Source organism: Flavobacterium sp. GNP008, from assembly GCF_056428965.1.
The window spans coordinates 119,541-136,103 of sequence record NZ_JBWJVL010000001.1 but is presented as its reverse complement, the minus strand read 5'-3'; the positions used below and the strand labels follow the sequence as shown (position 1 = coordinate 136,103).

Genomic DNA, 16,563 nt, shown 5'->3' with positions numbered 1-16,563 from the left:
AGGAAAGTCATGATGTTTGAACTGGTTGTTTAAAAAGTAAAGAAGATTAAAATCCAAACTGTAAAAAAAATATTCATAATAAAAACCAATTGCCATTCGTTATAGAGTTCAGAATATAATACATTTGAATTTTTAAAATTAAATCACAATGCGTAAACTTTCCTGGGGGTATTTCTTTTCTTTTTTTATTGTAACAGCTGTAATTTCGGCACAAAAATCTACCATTTATACTCACGAATCTAAAGATTTTAACAAAGCAGTTTCATTGTTTAAAGATTCACAATATGCATCGGCGCAAATTATTTTTAATAAAGTAAAGGAAACAGCCACGACTGATGAGTTAAAATCAGATTGTGCCTATTATGCCGCTAATTGTGCCATTCGGACCAATCAAGCCAATGCAGATGAATTGATGGAGAATTTTGTTTCTGATTACCCTACCAGTGTAAAACAAAATCAGGCATACATTGAGGTGGCACATTATCATTTTGATCAAGGGAATTATCCTCAAGCCTTACAATGGTTTGATAAAGTGGATGAAAGCAGTTTGAACAGAAACGATCAGGATAAATTTAATTTTCAAAAAGGCTATAGTTTTTTTAATGCCAAAAAGAAAAAAGAAGCCACAGTTTATTTGAATAAAGTAGTGAACTCGGTAGAATATGGTTCACAAGCTAAATATTATTTGGGTTTTATGGCGTATGAAGGAGATGATTATAAGCAAGCTACGAAATATTTTGATGAAGTTTCGGGTGAAGAAAAATACAAAGAAAAGCTATCGTATTATCAAGCCGATATGAATTTTAAATTAGGGAATTTCCAGAAAGCAATAGATTTAGGACAGAAAGCAATGGATAAATCAAACCCTTTGGAAAAATCTGAATTAAATAAAATAATTGGCGAAAGCTATTTTAACCTAAAAGAATACGACACCGCAATTCCATTTTTGGTTGCTTACAAAGGAAAAAAAGGGAAATGGAATAATACGGATTTTTATCAGTTGGGATATGCGTATTACAAGCAGAAAGAGTATGAAAATGCGATTTCTCAGTTCAATAAAATAATTGGTGGTAAAGATTTCGTGGCACAAAATGCGTATTATCATTTAGGCGAAAGCTACTTGAATACCGATAAGAAACAACAGGCTTTGAATGCTTTCAAAAATGCCTCTGAAATGGAATTCGATATCGCAATACAAGAGGATGCCAGTCTAAATTATGCTAAATTGAGTTATGAATTAGGAAATTCCTATCAAAGTGCACCCGCTATTCTGCAAGCTTTTCTAAATAAATATCCGGATAATGCTAGCCGTTCAGAGGTAGAACGGCTGTTGATTGATTCTTATATTTCTTCAAAAAATTACAAAGAAGCTTTAGTTTTATTAGAAAAAAACAAATCTCCAGAAAATAAATTGGCCTATCAAAAAGTACTTTTTTATAGGGGTTTAGAGTTGTATACTGACGGAAATTATCCAGAGGCTTTAAAAATGTTTAGTAAATCTTTTAGGGAACAAAAAGACGCTTTTTTCACCGCAAGGGCTACTTTCTGGAAAGGAGAAAGTGAATATGTTGTGAATGATTTTAAAGAGGCATTATTGAGCTTCAAGCAATTTATTGGTTCAAATCAAGCCGCAACAACACCAGAATATAAAAACAGTAATTACAATATTGCTTACGCTTATTTCAAATTGAAAGAGTACGATCAAGCAGGTGATTATTTCCAAAAACAAATTGAGAAGGCGCCTGCTGATAAAGTACGTTTGAATGATTCCTATTTGCGTTTAGCGGATTCTCGTTTTGTAACTTCAAAATATGGACAGGCAATGGATGCGTACAGTAAAGTTATCGAATCTAAGAGTGTCGATGCAGATTATGCGTATTTCCAAAAAGCAATTTCTTATGGTTTTATGGCTAAAAATGATAAGAAAATTGATGAGTTGAATGCCTTTTTACAATTGTATCCAAAATCAGAATACAGAGACGATGCGTTTTTTGAATTGGCAAATACCTATGTTGCCGAGAATAAAAATGAGCTTGCCATAAAAAATTATGAGCGTTTAAATACAGAATTTAAAAAAGGTGCTTTCACTTCAAGATCTATTTTGCGTCAGGGATTGGTGTATTATAATACCGATAAAGACGACCAGGCCTTATTGAAATTTAAAAAAGTAGCGGCGGATTTTCCTAGAACTCCAGAGGCTTTAGAAGCTGTAGCCACCGCACGATTAATATATGTCGACAATGGCAGAGTAGAGGAGTATGCAACCTGGGTTCGAACGTTAGATTTTGTTGCAGTTACAGATGCAGAGCTTGATAATGATACGTATGAGGCTGCTGAAAAACAGTTTCAGCAAAATAATACCAAGCAGGCTATTACAGGATTTAGTGGTTATGTCAATCAGTTTCCCCGAGGAATACATGCTTTGCAGGCTAATTATTATCTGGCTCAACTGTATTTTGCTGAAGGATCCGAGAGCAAATCAATTCCTAATTATGAATATGTAATTGCACAATCCAGAAGTGAATATACGGAACAGTCCTTGTCCCGATTGGCTCAAATTTTTCTTAAAAACAAAGAATATGGCAAAGCAATTCTGGTCTTGTCCCGTTTAGAAAATGAAGCGGATGCTGCTCATAATAAAACATTTGCACAATCAAATTTGATGAAATCTTATTATGATTTGAAAGATTATTCAAATTCGGTTATTTACGCTGAGAAAGTATTGATGAATCCTAAAACGGATGATAATGTAAAAAGTGATGCGCAAATTATTATAGCGCGTGCAGCAATTGAAACGGGTGATGAGGCTAAAGCGAAAGTTGCCTACGCAAAATTAATGACGATTGCCAAAGGAGAATTAGCAGCCGAAGCCTTGTATTATGACGCCTATTTTAAAAATAAGGACCAGAAATTTGATGCTTCTAATGCTGCCGTTCAAAAATTAGCAAAGAATTATTCCAGCTATAAGTATTTTGGAGCCAAAGGTTTGGTCTTAATGGCGAAAAACTTTTACGGTTTAAAAGACAGTTATCAGGCAACGTATATTTTAGAAAATGTAATTCAAAATTTTACTGATTTTCCGGATGTGGTTGCTAATGCAAAAGCGGAATTAGATACTATAAAAGCGGAAGAATCCAAAACAAATGCATCGATAACTAAATAAATAAGGCAGTTATTGTATGTTGGGAAGCATCAAAAAACGGCATGAAATTTTTAGAATAATCGAAAGTCAAAAAACAAATAGAATGAATCTACCTTTTTACATCGTTGATGTTTTTACAAAGCAAAAATATGCAGGCAATCAATTGGCTGTTTTTTTAGAGGCTGAAGCCTTAAGTGATGAACAGATGCAAAAAATTGCCCGTGAGATCAACTTTGCAGAAAGCACATTTATAACAAAGCTTAACCCTGAAAATAGCTTCGCAGAAATTAGGATTTTTACTCCAGAGCACGAAATGAAGTTTGCCGGACATCCAATAATAGGAACATCGTGGGTTTTGATGAATACCATATTTGAAAACCAACCAGAAAAGATTACGTTATCGGTTCCAATTAGTGAAATCCCAGTGCATCAATCGGGAGATTTGGTTTGGTTGCAGGCGGCTCAACCTCAGTTTTTGGATACTTTTTCAGCAGAAGGTTTTTTATCCTTCAGCAATTTAAGCAGTGCTGATTTTGATGATAAATTTTCCATTCAGGAAGTAAGTACCGGAAGCGCCTTTGTAATTGTTCCTTTGAAAAATAAAAAAGCATTGGAGAATTTAATTCTTGACAAGGATAAAATGAGCGAATGGTTGCATACATACTGTAAAACCAATCATAGAGCGTTATATTTTTATTGTTTAGAAGATGCAAAACTCATTAGCAGAATGCTATGTGTTGAAAACAATCAACTTATTGAAGATGCCGCTACGGGAAGTGCCAGCACTTGTTTACAGGCTTTTCTTTTAAAATATTATTCGCCAGAAATTAAAATGGTCAATCATCAGGGGGATTTTATAAACAGAGCCTCCCAGATTTATTTTGATGGAAAATTAAGTGAAAATCATTTTGATATAAAAATAGGCGGAGAAACGCAATTCATTGCAAAAGGGGAATGGGAAGTTTAAAGATTAAGATTATTAGCGTTAGAAATAAGAAGTAAAAAAAATAAAACATGACATTTAAAGTATTAAACATAAAATCATTCACAAATACGGCAGCAAGGTTTTCGGCTCCCTTTCCTTCAGTGAGAGTTGGGTTGGGGATTTTATTTCTTTTAGTTTCCCAATTCTCATTTGCACAAAAAAAAGAGCAAATAGGCACCGAAACTGTAAATGTAGTAAAACCCTACACCCCAAAGATTTCAGATGCTTTCAAAGTAAAAGAAATTCCGGAACTGGACGAGGATGGTAATACCAAAAAGGAAACTATAAAATACAATATATTTTCTTTTCCTGTGGCCTCGACTTTTACACCATCCAAAGGAAAAGCGGAAAGTATCGAGAAAGGAAAAGAAGCACATTTGTTTAAAAATTATGCGACTTTTGGAGTAGGGAATTACGGAACCTTTATTGGGGAGTTATTCGTTAATCATGACCTTAGCGCTACGGATTATGTAGGGGGAATGTTTCGGCATCATTCGTCTCAAGGCGGCATTAAAAGTGTAGAACTGGACAATCGATTTTATGATACCGCTATAGATTTGATGTATGGTTCTAATCAAAAAGAGCTTTCTTGGAATCTGGATTTAGGATATCAAAATCAAATTTATAACTGGTATGGATTGCCTGCTACTTTTGGCAATACTTTGTCGCCTCAGGAGAAATCAATTTTGATTAGTGGTATTGATCCAAAACAAGCTTACAGCACGATATCATTGGGAGGTAATGTAGCATTTAATGAAAGTGTCTTGGATAAAATGACCTTAAAATTTAATCATTTTTCAGATATTTTTGATTCTTCAGAAAATAGATTTTACGCAAAACCTACAATAGAATTTGATGTAATGGAGAGTGTCGTAAAAACGGATTTGATAGTGGATTATGTTGCTGGAAACTTTAAGAATAATTATTCGAAGACTAATACAGAACCCTTGAAATATAGTTTTACAAATTTTGGGATTGCCCCTAGTTTTGCAATGCAAGAAGACGATTGGACTTTGAATATTGGTGCCGCTTTTTTTTACAGTTTGGACAATCAATACAGTAAAAATAAATTTTTTGTGTATCCAAAATTTAATGCTTCCTACAAAGTGGTAGGGGATTTGATGATTTTCTACGCTGGTGCTGAGGGGAATTTAGAGCAAAATTCGTATCAGGATTTTGTGGATATCAATCCGTTTGTATCACCAACATTAAATATTGCGCCTACGGATCAGCAGTACGATGTGTTTGCGGGATTGAAAGGGAAATTGACAAATAATGTGAGTTATAATATTAGAGGTTCTTATATAAATGAAAGAAATAAAGCGTTGTTTAAAAGCAATAGTTACACTGAAAACTCGAATAATCAGGATTACGCTTTTGGAAATTCCTTTCAAGTGGTGTATGACGATATGCGAACATTGAATTTTTACGGAGAACTGAAAGCAGATTTTTCTAAAAATGTGACTTTTGGGATTAATGGAAGCTTTAGCAGTTTTACGAATAGTTTTGAGAATGAAGCCTGGAATTTGCCCGCTATAAAAATAAATTCTACTCTTGATTTTAATATTACAGAAAAGTGGTTTGCTGGTGCGAATGTTTTTTATGTAGGCGAGCGTAAGGAATTTACAATATTGGCATTTGAGCCTGCATATATTGAGGGCACTACAACTTTAAAATCGTATTTTGATGTAAATGCGAATATTGGTTACAAATACAGTGATCGATTGACCGCTTTTGCAAGAGCTAATAACATTACCAATAATGTTTACCAAAAATGGCATAATTATCCAGTTCAAGGTTTTCAAGTCATTCTGGGAGTGAACTACAAATTTGATTTTTAATTTTTTAACTAAAAGACACTTAGATAAAAGGTTTTTATTTGTTCTTTTGGGATAAATTAAATTCTCTTTGTTTATTGAGTTTGTTGATTTACTAAAAATTAGAATTTTTTTTAATGTCTTAGTCCCTTTTTGGCAAAATAATTATGACTTTCAAACAAAAAATACATACTCATTACCTTCAATTAGTGCAGGATCGAATCGATGTTTTCAAAGACATGATTGTCGCCCTTACGGAGGATTCAAAGAACGATGCAAAAGGTTCTGCAGGAGATAAACATGAAACCGCTTTATCAATGATGCATATTGAGCAAGAAAAACTCAATCGTAAATTGAGGGAAGTGCTGGATCAAAAAGTAATTTTGGATAAAATTGATGCTACTGCAATTGCTGAAACTATTATTGTTGGGAGCTTAGTGAAAGCAAACGGGATTTATTTATACCTGAGCGTGGCACTCCCAAAAATTAGTATTCAAGGCATTAATATTATTGCTTTATCACCGCAATCTCCTTTGGGAAATAAATTAATGGGGAACAAAACGGGATTTGCTTTTGAGATAAATACTACAAGATACATTATAGAAGAAATTTTTTGATTGGATATTTTTAAATAAATCATTTGCAGTTTGTCATTTTTTTGGACTTCTTTCTTTATATTAGCCCAACTAAACTGTTTACTATGAAACGTATTGCTTTACTTCTCTCTTTATTTTTATTGATTTCCTGTGATCAAAAAAATAAGATTTCAGTTGATACTATTATTACTGATGCTACTATTTATACGCTCAATAACTCCTTTGCTATTGCTTCGGCTATGGCTATAGAGAACGGAAAAATTGTCGCTATTGGTACTAATCGTGAAATAGCAAACAAATATGAATCCAAGAATACGATAGATGCTGCAGGTAAATTCATGTATCCGGGCTTAATTGACGCGCATTGTCATTTTTATAGTTACGGACTTACGTTACAGGAAGTTGATTTGCGGGGTACCAAAAGTATGGAGGAGATAATTACACGTTTAAAGGCTTTTCAAAAAAATAAGAATCCAGCGTTTATTGTTGGTAACGGTTGGGATCAAAACGATTGGAAAGTAAAAAAGTATCCTACAAAAGCGGATCTAGATGCGGCGTTTCCAGACGTTCCAGTGGTACTGAATAGAATAGATGGACACGCAATTATTGTCAATAGTAAAGCGTTGAAATTAGCTGGAATTACAAAAGACACTAAAGTTGTTGGTGGTCAGATTGAAATTGCAAATGGGGAGCCCACCGGAATTTTAGTAGATAATCCGATGGAATTAGTTTTTAAGATAATTCCAAAACCAACCCGTAAAATACAAATTGCAGCGTTATTGGATGCCGAAAAAATTATGTTTGATTATGGTTTAACAACTGTAAATGACGCCGGATTAGACCCAGATATTATTCATTTGATTGATAGCTTGCAGAAAGCAAAGGTCATGAAACTGAATGTGTATGCCATGGTTACAGTCAATCAGAAGAATATTGATATGTATCTAAAAAAGGGAATTTACAAAACGGATAATCTAAATGTACGATCCTTCAAAATGTATGGTGATGGTGCTTTGGGTTCTCGTGGCGCTTGCATGCACAATCCATATTCTGACATGCCACAACAATACGGTGCTTTGTTGTCTTCGGTTTCAGAATTAAAAGCGGTAGCACGACAAATTGCAGCTTCTAATTTTCAATTGAATACCCATGCTATCGGAGACTCAGCCAATACTGTAATTTTAAAAATATACAAAGAAGTTCTCGCAGGAACTAAAGACCGAAGATGGAAAATTGAGCACGCCCAAGTTTTGAGAGAAGCGGATTTTGATTATTTCAAATTTGGAATTATTCCTTCGGTACAGCCGACACATGCTACTTCAGATATGTATTGGGCTGGTGATAGATTGGGTAAAGAAAGATTGAAAAATGCGTATGCGTATAAAAAATTACTTCAAAAAGCAGGAATGGTGGCTTTAGGAACGGATTTCCCGGTAGAGGAAGTAAATCCAATGTTGACCTTTCATGCGGCTGTTGCCAGAAAAGACAGTAAAGAATTTCCAAAAGGTGGGTTTCAAATGGAAAATGCGCTTACCAGAGCCGAAACTTTAAGGGGAATGACCATCTGGGCTGCTTATTCTAATTTCGAAGAAAAAGAAAAAGGAAGTCTGGAAGTAGGAAAATGGGCTGATTTTGTACTATACGATGAGGACTTAATGAAAGTGGAAGAAAATAAAATGGTAAAGATGAAACCAGTACATACCTATTTAAAAGGGAATAAAGAAAAATAAATAAGGCAGTTTTTAGTGGTGATTTCTAATTGTAAGGGAGTCTTTTAAAATAACGTCGTTTAAATTACAATTTAATTATAAAACCCGGCATTTAGTTTAAATTTTAAACTAAATGCCGGGTTTGTGTTTTGTATTTGTAACCAGTATTGCATCTTTGCTTTATCAAATTAAACAAACCATTTAAAACATACAGTTATGTGCGGAATATTAGCCATTATAGGAAAAGGAAAAGATGAAGAGTTAGTAAAAACACTTTCAAAAAGAATGTCACACCGTGGCCCGGATGAAAGCGATTTACACGTAACAGAAAACGGGCATATTTTAAGTCATGAACGTTTGTCTATCATCGATTTGCATTCAGGAAGACAGCCTATTCAAGGAACTTCAACTGCCTGGATGATTCATAATGGCGAAGTGTACAATCATCAGGAATTGAGGGATGGTGTTTTGAAAGGACACTCTTTTAGAACCAAATCAGATTCGGAAGTTATTGTGCATTTGTATGAGGAGTTTGGTTACGATTTTTGCAACATGCTGGATGGCGATTGGGCATTTGTTGTAGTTGATGGCGATGATTTTATTGCCGGTAGAGACCCAATGGGAGTAAAGCCATTGTATTATGGTTTAGATGAAAGAGGGAGGATTTACTTCTCCTCTGAAATGAAACCTATCGCTGATCAATGCAAAACATTTTCTACTTTTCCTCCGGGACATTATTATACCCAAAAAACAGGTTTTGTGAAATATTACAAGCCAGAATACGAAGACTATTTAAAAGCGGACCAAGAATTAGATTTGGATTTAATAAGAGAAACGTTGACCGAAGCAACTCGTAAGAGATTAATGAGCGATGTGCCCATCGGAGTATTGCTTTCTGGGGGATTAGATTCCTCTTTAACTTCGGCTATTGCCTCAAGATTATTGGCTGAAAGTGGGAAAAAATTACATTCTTTTTCTATCGGATTGGATGCGGATGCGCCGGATGCTGCAGCTGCCAGAAAAGTGGCGGAGTTTTTAGGTACAGAACACCATGAAATTCATTTTACGATTGAAGAAGGAATTAAGATTTTAGACACATTAATCTGGCATTTAGAAACCTATGATGTAACCTCGGTAAGAGCTAGTACGCCCATGTATTTCTTGTCCAAAGCGATTACTGATTTGGGAATTAAAGTGGTGCTTTCTGGAGAGGGTGCTGATGAGATTTTTGGTGGATATTTGTATTTTAGAAATGCACCATCAACAGAAGATTTCCAAAAAGAAACCATTGAAAGAGTTCAAAAATTATTTACTGCCGATTTGCTGAGAGCAGATAAGTCAACCATGGCACACGGATTAGAGGCGAGAGTCCCGTTTTTAGACAAAGCATTCTTAGATATGGCCGTTCGTATCAAAGCAGAAGAGAAAATGCCTAAAACGTATGATGGGAAAGAAAAATATATTTTAAGAAAAGCATTTGATACTCCAGACAATCCATACCTTCCGGCCGAGGTTTTGTGGAGACAAAAAGAGCAGTTTTCTGATGGAGTGGGATACAACTGGATTGATCAATTGATTGAATATTGTTCTTCTCAAGTTACAGACGACCAATTAACTGGTGCGGCGGTGGAATTCCCATACAACTCTCCTACAACTAAAGAAGCGTACTTTTACAGATCCATATTTAATAAGTATTACCCTCAAGTTAGTGCTGCTCAGACGGTTAGAAAATGGATTCCGAAATGGCAGGAAAATCAAGATCCAAGTGGAAGAGCAAATGCTGCCCATGTTCAGGCAGATACCGAAATTGCTAAAGCAGGAGCTACGGTTTAAAATAATAATATGGTTTTATAGGCATAGGAAAACGCTCTCGATTTCGAGAGCGTTTTTTTGTTATTATATGAACAAATGTTAATAACTTAAAAGCTTAAAAAGGGATTTTAACGGTTATATAATTTGCGTTTTTATATATTTGCGTGTTAGACAAAAATTACATTTTTTAGAATAAAACATATGAGCGAAGAAATCAAGAAGGACAATTATTCAGCAGATAGTATTCAGGCATTAGAAGGAATGGAGCATGTTAGAATGCGTCCGTCGATGTATATTGGAGATGTAGGGGTTCGAGGACTCCATCATTTAGTTTATGAGGTTGTAGATAACTCTATTGATGAGGCAATGGGAGGTCATTGTGATACGATTATAGTTGATATTAATGAAGATGGATCTGTTTCTGTTGAGGATAACGGTCGTGGTATTCCAGTTGGAATTCATAAAAAAGAAGGTGTTTCGGCATTGGAGGTTGTAATGACCAAAATTGGCGCTGGAGGAAAGTTTGATAAAGATTCGTATAAAGTTTCCGGGGGGCTTCACGGTGTTGGGGTTTCGGTGGTAAATGCATTATCAAACCATCTTACAGCAACCGTTCACAGTAGTGACGGAAATGTGTACGAGCAAGAATATGAAAAGGGGAAAGCACTTTATCCGGTTAAACAAATTGGTGTAACTACCAAAAGAGGGACAATAGTCACTTTTTATCCCGATGAGACTATTTTTACACAAACTACCGAGTTTTCATACGATACTTTATCAGCGCGTATGCGTGAATTGTCTTATTTGAACAAAGGTATAACCATCACATTTACAGATAAAAGAGAGGTAGATAAAGACGGAAATTTTGTTTCTGAAATTTTCCATTCTACAGAAGGTCTTAAAGAATATATCCGGTATTTAGATGGAAATCGGGAGCCAATCATAGCTCACGTTATTTCTATGGATAACGACAAAGGAGAAATTCCAGTTGAAGTGGCCTTGATTTATAATACAAGCTACACTGAAAATATTTTTTCGTATGTAAATAATATCAATACGCACGAAGGAGGAACGCACTTGCAAGGTTTTAGAACGGGACTTACCAGATCGTTAAAGAAATATGCAGATGCTTCTGGAATGTTAGATAAATTGAAATTTGATATTTCAGGAGATGACTTTCGGGAAGGATTAACGGCTATTATTTCTGTAAAAGTTGCTGAACCTCAATTTGAGGGACAAACAAAAACTAAATTAGGAAATAGAGAAGTGGTTTCGCCGGTAAGTCAAGCTGTTGGAGATATGATTGAGGCTTATTTGGAAGAAAATCCAAATGATGCTCGAATTATTGTTCAAAAAGTAATTCTTGCAGCTCAGGCTCGTCACGCAGCCAAAAAAGCACGTGAAATGGTACAGCGCAAAACCGTAATGGGTGGCGGTGGATTGCCCGGGAAACTATCAGATTGTTCCGAACAAGATCCTGCAAAATGCGAAGTATATCTTGTCGAGGGAGATTCGGCAGGTGGAACGGCTAAGCAAGGTCGTGACCGTGCATTTCAAGCTATTTTACCGTTGCGTGGTAAGATTTTGAATGTCGAAAAAGCAATGGTTCACAAGGTTTTTGAAAACGAAGAGATTAGAAATATTTTTACGGCTCTGGGAGTTACTATAGGAACTGCCGAAGACAGCAAAGCATTGAATATTGAAAAGTTACGCTATCATAAAGTAATTATTATGTGTGATGCCGATGTCGATGGAAGTCACATATCTACTTTAATCTTGACGTTCTTCTTTAGATTTATGAAAGAATTAATTGAAGAGGGACACGTATATATTGCTGCGCCACCTTTGTATTTAGTTAAAAAAGGAAATAAGAAAGAATACGCTTGGAATGACCTACAGCGAGATCAGGCCAATGCAAGAATGGGCGGTAGCGCTGGAATTCAACGCTATAAAGGTCTTGGAGAAATGAATGCGGAACAATTGTGGGAAACTACCATGGACCCAAGTTTCAGAACGTTGCGTCAGGTAACTATTGATAGTTTAGCAGAAGCCGATAGAGTTTTCTCTATGTTAATGGGGGATGAGGTTCCGCCAAGAAGAGAATTTATTGAGAAGAATGCAGTATATGCAAATATTGATGCTTAATTAAAAGGACCTGTTTACTCTCTTTTTTTAGTAATAAAGCGAGTAAACGATTAACCGAATAAGAAAATAACCGATTAACCACAAAAATTAAAAAATAACCGAATAAACTTTAAAATATGAAAGTTACCATTGTAGGAGCAGGGAATGTTGGTGCGACATGTGCGGATGTAATTTCGTACAGAGGGATTGCAAGTGAAGTAGTATTATTAGATATTAGAGAAGGTTTCGCTGAAGGTAAAGCTTTAGATATTATGCAATGTGCTACTAATACTGGTTTTAATACTAAAGTGTCAGGTGTTACTAACGATTATTCTAAAACGGCAGCAAGCGATGTAGTGGTAATTACATCTGGAATTCCTAGAAAACCAGGAATGACTCGTGAAGAACTTATAGGGATCAACGCAGGAATTGTAAAAACGGTTGCAGAAAATGTTTTAAAGCATTCGCCAGATACGATTATAGTAGTAGTTTCTAATCCTATGGATACAATGACTTACTTGGCATTGAAATCCACGGGATTGCCAAAAAATAGAATTATAGGTATGGGTGGAGCATTAGACAGTTCTCGTTTCCGAACCTATTTGTCTTTGGCTTTAGACAAACCGGCTAATGATATTTCAGCAATGGTTATCGGTGGGCACGGTGATACAACTATGATTCCTCTGACACGTTTGGCTTCTTATAATGGAATTCCAGTTTCTCAATTTCTTTCAGAAGAGGCATTGCAAAAAGTTGCTGCAGATACTATGGTAGGTGGAGCGACACTTACGGGACTTTTAGGAACATCCGCTTGGTATGCTCCGGGAGCTTCAGTTGCTTTTTTAGTAGATAGTATTTTGAATGACCAAAAGAAAATGATTGCCTGTTCTGTTTTTGTTGAAGGCGAATACGGTCAAAATGATATTTGTATAGGTGTACCGTGTATTATTGGTAAAAACGGAGTGGAAGAAATTCTTGATATTGAACTTGATGATGCTGAAAAAGCCTTGTTTGCTAAAAGTGCAGATGCTGTTAGACAAATGAATGATGCTTTAAAATCACTTTTGGTATAGAAATTTACATTTTAAAAGAGAAGACTGCATTATTGCAGTCTTTTTCTTGAGATTAATCGATAAATAAATTGGTTAATCTTAACGTTAATTATATATTTGCTCGGTTTAAAAAAAATAATGTAACGCAGAATGTTCTTTTTTAGTATTAAAAATGAATTTAAAGTGTTATTATACAGGGTTTAAAGTAAAAATAAATAAATAAAAAATAATTAATTTTTAGTAATAATGCAGAATAAAGGACTTATTAAATTTTTCGCAATTCTATTTGCATTGGTAAGTATTTACCAACTTTCTTTCACTTTTGTTGCAAACAAAGTAAAAAATGAGGCTAAATCTTTTGCCGGTGGAAATCCTGTAAAAGAAGTAAAATATTTAGATTCTATTGGTAAAGAAAAAGTATTTAATCTTGGGTTTACTAATTTTACATTCAATGAAGTTAGTGACAAACAAATCAACAAAGGTTTAGACTTAGAAGGTGGTATCAATGTGATACTTCAAATATCAGTAAAAGACATCTTAAAAGGGTTATCGAATAATTCTAAGAATCCAGTTTTCAATAAGTCTTTAGCTGATGCTACTGCAAATCAAAAAGGGAATCAAACGTACTTAGATGCTTTCTACGATGCTTTTGATGCTAATTCTAAAGGCAGTGTAAAACTAGCGTCGCCAGATATTTTTGCAAACAGAAGTTTACAAGGTGAAGGTGGGGTAGATTTTCAGATGACAGACGCACAAGTAAAAAAGGTAATCTCTAGAAAAGTTGATGAGTCCGTAGAGAGTGCTTTTGGTGTTTTAAGAAAGCGTATCGATAAATTTGGGGTAACACAGCCTAATATTCAAAAATTAGGAGAGTCAGGAAGAATTCTTGTAGAACTTCCAGGAGCTAAAGATGTAGACAGAATTAAAAAATTGTTGCAGAGTACTGCGCAATTAGAGTTTTGGGAGACCTATAAAATTGAAGAAATTGGTAATTTTTTGATGGCTGCTAATGAGTCATTGAAAAAAACGGAAATCAAAACTACTGAAGTAAAACCAGTTGTAAAAGATTCTTTAAGTGCATTGCTTACTGATGGTAAAGATTCAACGGTTGCAAATAAAGGTGCAAATCCTTTATTTGATAAAATTATTGGCCAAGGTGGAGGTCCAGTTTTGGGACTTTTCTCTCCAAAGGATACAGCAATAGTAAACGGATATTTGAAAAGAGCTGACATTAGAGTCTTATTAGCAGGCGATCAGCGTTATGCGAAATTTGTTTGGGGTATACCTACAATTATTAAAGATGCAAAGGCTAAAGACATTGAAGCAGTTGAGCTGTATGCCTTAAAAGGAAATCGTGATAATGTTGCCGCTATGGGTGGTGGTGTAGTTACGGATGCAAGTGATACATTTGACCAAATGGGTAAACCAGCGGTTTCAATGCAAATGAATGGTCAAGGTGCAAAAGCTTGGGAAGAACTAACAGGTAGAGCGTATACTCAAAAAAGTAATATTGCTATTGTTCTTGATGATGTCGTTTATTCTGCACCGGGAGTTTCTACAGGGCCTATTTCAGGCGGTAGATCTGAAATTTCAGGTAGTTTTGACGTAACACAAACAAAAGATTTAGCGAATGTATTAAGAGCAGGAAAACTTCCAGCGGCGGCTGATATTGTTCAGTCAGAAGTGGTAGGTCCATCCTTAGGACAAGAAGCGATTGATAATGGAACTAACTCAGCTCTTATTGGATTGTTATTAGTATCGCTATGGATGATGATTTATTATGGCAAAGCAGGTTGGTATGCTAATCTTGCCTTGGCGGTTAACTTACTTTTCTTGTTTGGAATTTTAGCCAGTATTGGAGCAGTTCTTACGTTGCCTGGTATTGCCGGTATCGTTTTAACAATGGGAACAGCTGTTGATGCGAATATCATTATTTACGAAAGAGCAAAAGAAGAATTGCGTGCCGGGAAAACACTTGAAGAAGCTATTAAAACTTCCTATAGTTGGAGAGGAGCGATGTCATCAATTACTGATGCGAATGTTACGCATATTTTAACAGGAGCAGTTTTGTTTATTTTTGGTTCAGGTCCAATTAAAGGATTTGCGACTACTTTATTAATTGGTATTGTAACGTCTTTATTTACGTCTATTTTTATTGCAAGAATCTTTATTGATTGGAATATTAGTAAAAAGAATGATTTAACTTTTGTTACTAAGTTTTCTAAAAACATGTTTAATAATTTCCATTTTGATTTCTTAGGAGTAAAAAAGTGGACGTATTTATTTTCAAGTATTGTAGTGGTTATCAGTGTTATCTCTCTAGCTACTAACGGTCTTGATGAAGGTGTAGATTTTGTTGGAGGAAGAACTTTTCAAGTACGTTTTGAAAAACCAATTGAAACAGAAACAGTAAAAGCAGAACTAGCAAAAGTTTTTGACGGTAGTGCTGAAGTAAAAGTTTTTGGTAGTCAAAACCAATTAAAAATTACGACTAAATATAAAGTTGAAGAGCATGGAAGTAAGGCTGACGAGGAAGTAAACAGATTGTTATATGATAATTTGAAACAACACTACTCGGCAGGATTAACCTATGATCAATTTATAAATGCTTATGATGGTAAAAAAGTAGGAGTTTTGCTGGCTTCAAAAGTAGGTCCTACCGTTGCAGAGGATATTAAAACGAATGCATATTGGGCTGTATTAGGCGCTATGCTTATCGTGTTTTTATATTTAATGATCAGTTTTAGAAAATGGCAATACAGTTTAGGAGCAATTGCAGCTGTAGCACATGATGTAATTTTTGTATTAGGTATTTATTCTTTGTGTTATAAATTTATGCCTTTTGGTATGGAAATCGATCAACACTTTATTGCTGCTATTCTTACCGTTATTGGTTATTCGATGAATGATACCGTTATTGTATTTGACAGGGTTAGAGAATATTTAGCAGGTAAAACGAAAGGAACATTCGCTGAGATTGTAAATCAATCTATTAATACAACTATGTCAAGAACAATTAATACATCATTGACAATGATTGTTGTGCTTTTGATTATGTTTATTTTTGGAGGGGAATCTATCAGAGGATTTATATTTGCTATGTTGGTGGGAATCATTGTAGGAACATACTCTTCATTGTTTATTGCAACACCAGTACTTGTGGATACGATTTCGAAAGAAGATAAAAATAAGGTGGAAAAAGCACATCAAGAAAGTTAAAAATAATTTCAGATTAATTTTAAAAGAGGTTCAACGAAAGTTGAATCTCTTTTTTTTATCCAATAATTAGAAGTTTAATTTGTACTTTAACAGTTAGAAATTAAATG

At 34.9% G+C, this 16,563-nt stretch carries 9 protein-coding genes; all 9 read left to right on the top strand.

What is annotated here, in order from left to right:
• Positions 1 to 148 precede the first annotated feature (148 nt).
• The 9 genes from AC0608_RS00625 to secDF all read left to right on the top strand — a co-directional run bounded on the left by AC0608_RS00625 (position 149) and on the right by secDF (position 16,456).
• Positions 149 to 3,163 carry a tetratricopeptide repeat protein gene (locus AC0608_RS00625; RefSeq protein WP_478287766.1) on the top strand — a complete coding sequence of 1,005 codons (3,015 nt, stop codon included), beginning with the start codon at positions 149 to 151 and terminating at the stop codon, positions 3,161 to 3,163.
• Between the two features lie 82 nt (positions 3,164 to 3,245).
• Positions 3,246 to 4,109, top strand: a complete 864-nt coding sequence (locus AC0608_RS00620; RefSeq protein ID WP_478287765.1) for a PhzF family phenazine biosynthesis protein — start codon at positions 3,246 to 3,248, stop codon at positions 4,107 to 4,109.
• A 47-nt stretch (positions 4,110 to 4,156) separates the two neighbouring features.
• Positions 4,157 to 5,968: a porin family protein gene (locus AC0608_RS00615; protein WP_478287764.1), complete on the top strand. Its 1,812-nt coding sequence runs from the start codon at positions 4,157 to 4,159 to the stop codon at positions 5,966 to 5,968.
• Positions 5,969 to 6,111: 143 nt separating this feature from the next.
• Positions 6,112 to 6,561, top strand: coding sequence for a hypothetical protein (locus AC0608_RS00610; RefSeq protein ID WP_478287763.1), 450 nt, complete (start codon positions 6,112 to 6,114; stop codon positions 6,559 to 6,561).
• Positions 6,562 to 6,644: 83 nt separating this feature from the next.
• Positions 6,645 to 8,270: an amidohydrolase gene (locus AC0608_RS00605; protein WP_417960791.1), complete on the top strand. Its 1,626-nt coding sequence runs from the start codon at positions 6,645 to 6,647 to the stop codon at positions 8,268 to 8,270.
• Positions 8,271 to 8,465: 195 nt separating this feature from the next.
• A complete protein-coding gene (asnB, locus tag AC0608_RS00600) occupies positions 8,466 to 10,082 on the top strand; it encodes an asparagine synthase B (RefSeq protein WP_478287762.1) in 1,617 nt (538 codons plus the stop codon).
• Between the two features lie 180 nt (positions 10,083 to 10,262).
• Positions 10,263 to 12,206 carry a DNA topoisomerase (ATP-hydrolyzing) subunit B gene (gyrB, locus tag AC0608_RS00595; RefSeq protein WP_478287761.1) on the top strand — a complete coding sequence of 648 codons (1,944 nt, stop codon included), beginning with the start codon at positions 10,263 to 10,265 and terminating at the stop codon, positions 12,204 to 12,206.
• Between the two features lie 116 nt (positions 12,207 to 12,322).
• On the top strand, positions 12,323 to 13,258 hold the full coding sequence (gene mdh / locus AC0608_RS00590; RefSeq protein ID WP_478287760.1) for a malate dehydrogenase: 936 nt from the start codon (positions 12,323 to 12,325) through the stop codon (positions 13,256 to 13,258).
• Between the two features lie 225 nt (positions 13,259 to 13,483).
• Entirely contained in the window at positions 13,484 to 16,456 is a 2,973-nt protein-coding gene (gene secDF, locus AC0608_RS00585; protein WP_478287759.1) for a protein translocase subunit SecDF, read from the top strand.
• Positions 16,457 to 16,563: the final 107 nt, after the last annotated feature.

Bases quoted from the DNA above. Each gene is read 5' to 3' on its own strand.
- AC0608_RS00625 (WP_478287766.1), top strand. From the start codon at position 149: ATGCGTAAACTTTCCTGGGGGTATTTCTTTTCTTTTTTTATTGTAACA.
- AC0608_RS00620 (WP_478287765.1), top strand. From the start codon at position 3,246: ATGAATCTACCTTTTTACATCGTTGATGTTTTTACAAAGCAAAAATAT.
- AC0608_RS00615 (WP_478287764.1), top strand. From the start codon at position 4,157: ATGACATTTAAAGTATTAAACATAAAATCATTCACAAATACGGCAGCA.
- AC0608_RS00610 (WP_478287763.1), top strand. From the start codon at position 6,112: ATGACTTTCAAACAAAAAATACATACTCATTACCTTCAATTAGTGCAG.
- AC0608_RS00605 (WP_417960791.1), top strand. From the start codon at position 6,645: ATGAAACGTATTGCTTTACTTCTCTCTTTATTTTTATTGATTTCCTGT.
- asnB (WP_478287762.1), top strand. From the start codon at position 8,466: ATGTGCGGAATATTAGCCATTATAGGAAAAGGAAAAGATGAAGAGTTA.
- gyrB (WP_478287761.1), top strand. From the start codon at position 10,263: ATGAGCGAAGAAATCAAGAAGGACAATTATTCAGCAGATAGTATTCAG.
- mdh (WP_478287760.1), top strand. From the start codon at position 12,323: ATGAAAGTTACCATTGTAGGAGCAGGGAATGTTGGTGCGACATGTGCG.
- secDF (WP_478287759.1), top strand. From the start codon at position 13,484: ATGCAGAATAAAGGACTTATTAAATTTTTCGCAATTCTATTTGCATTG.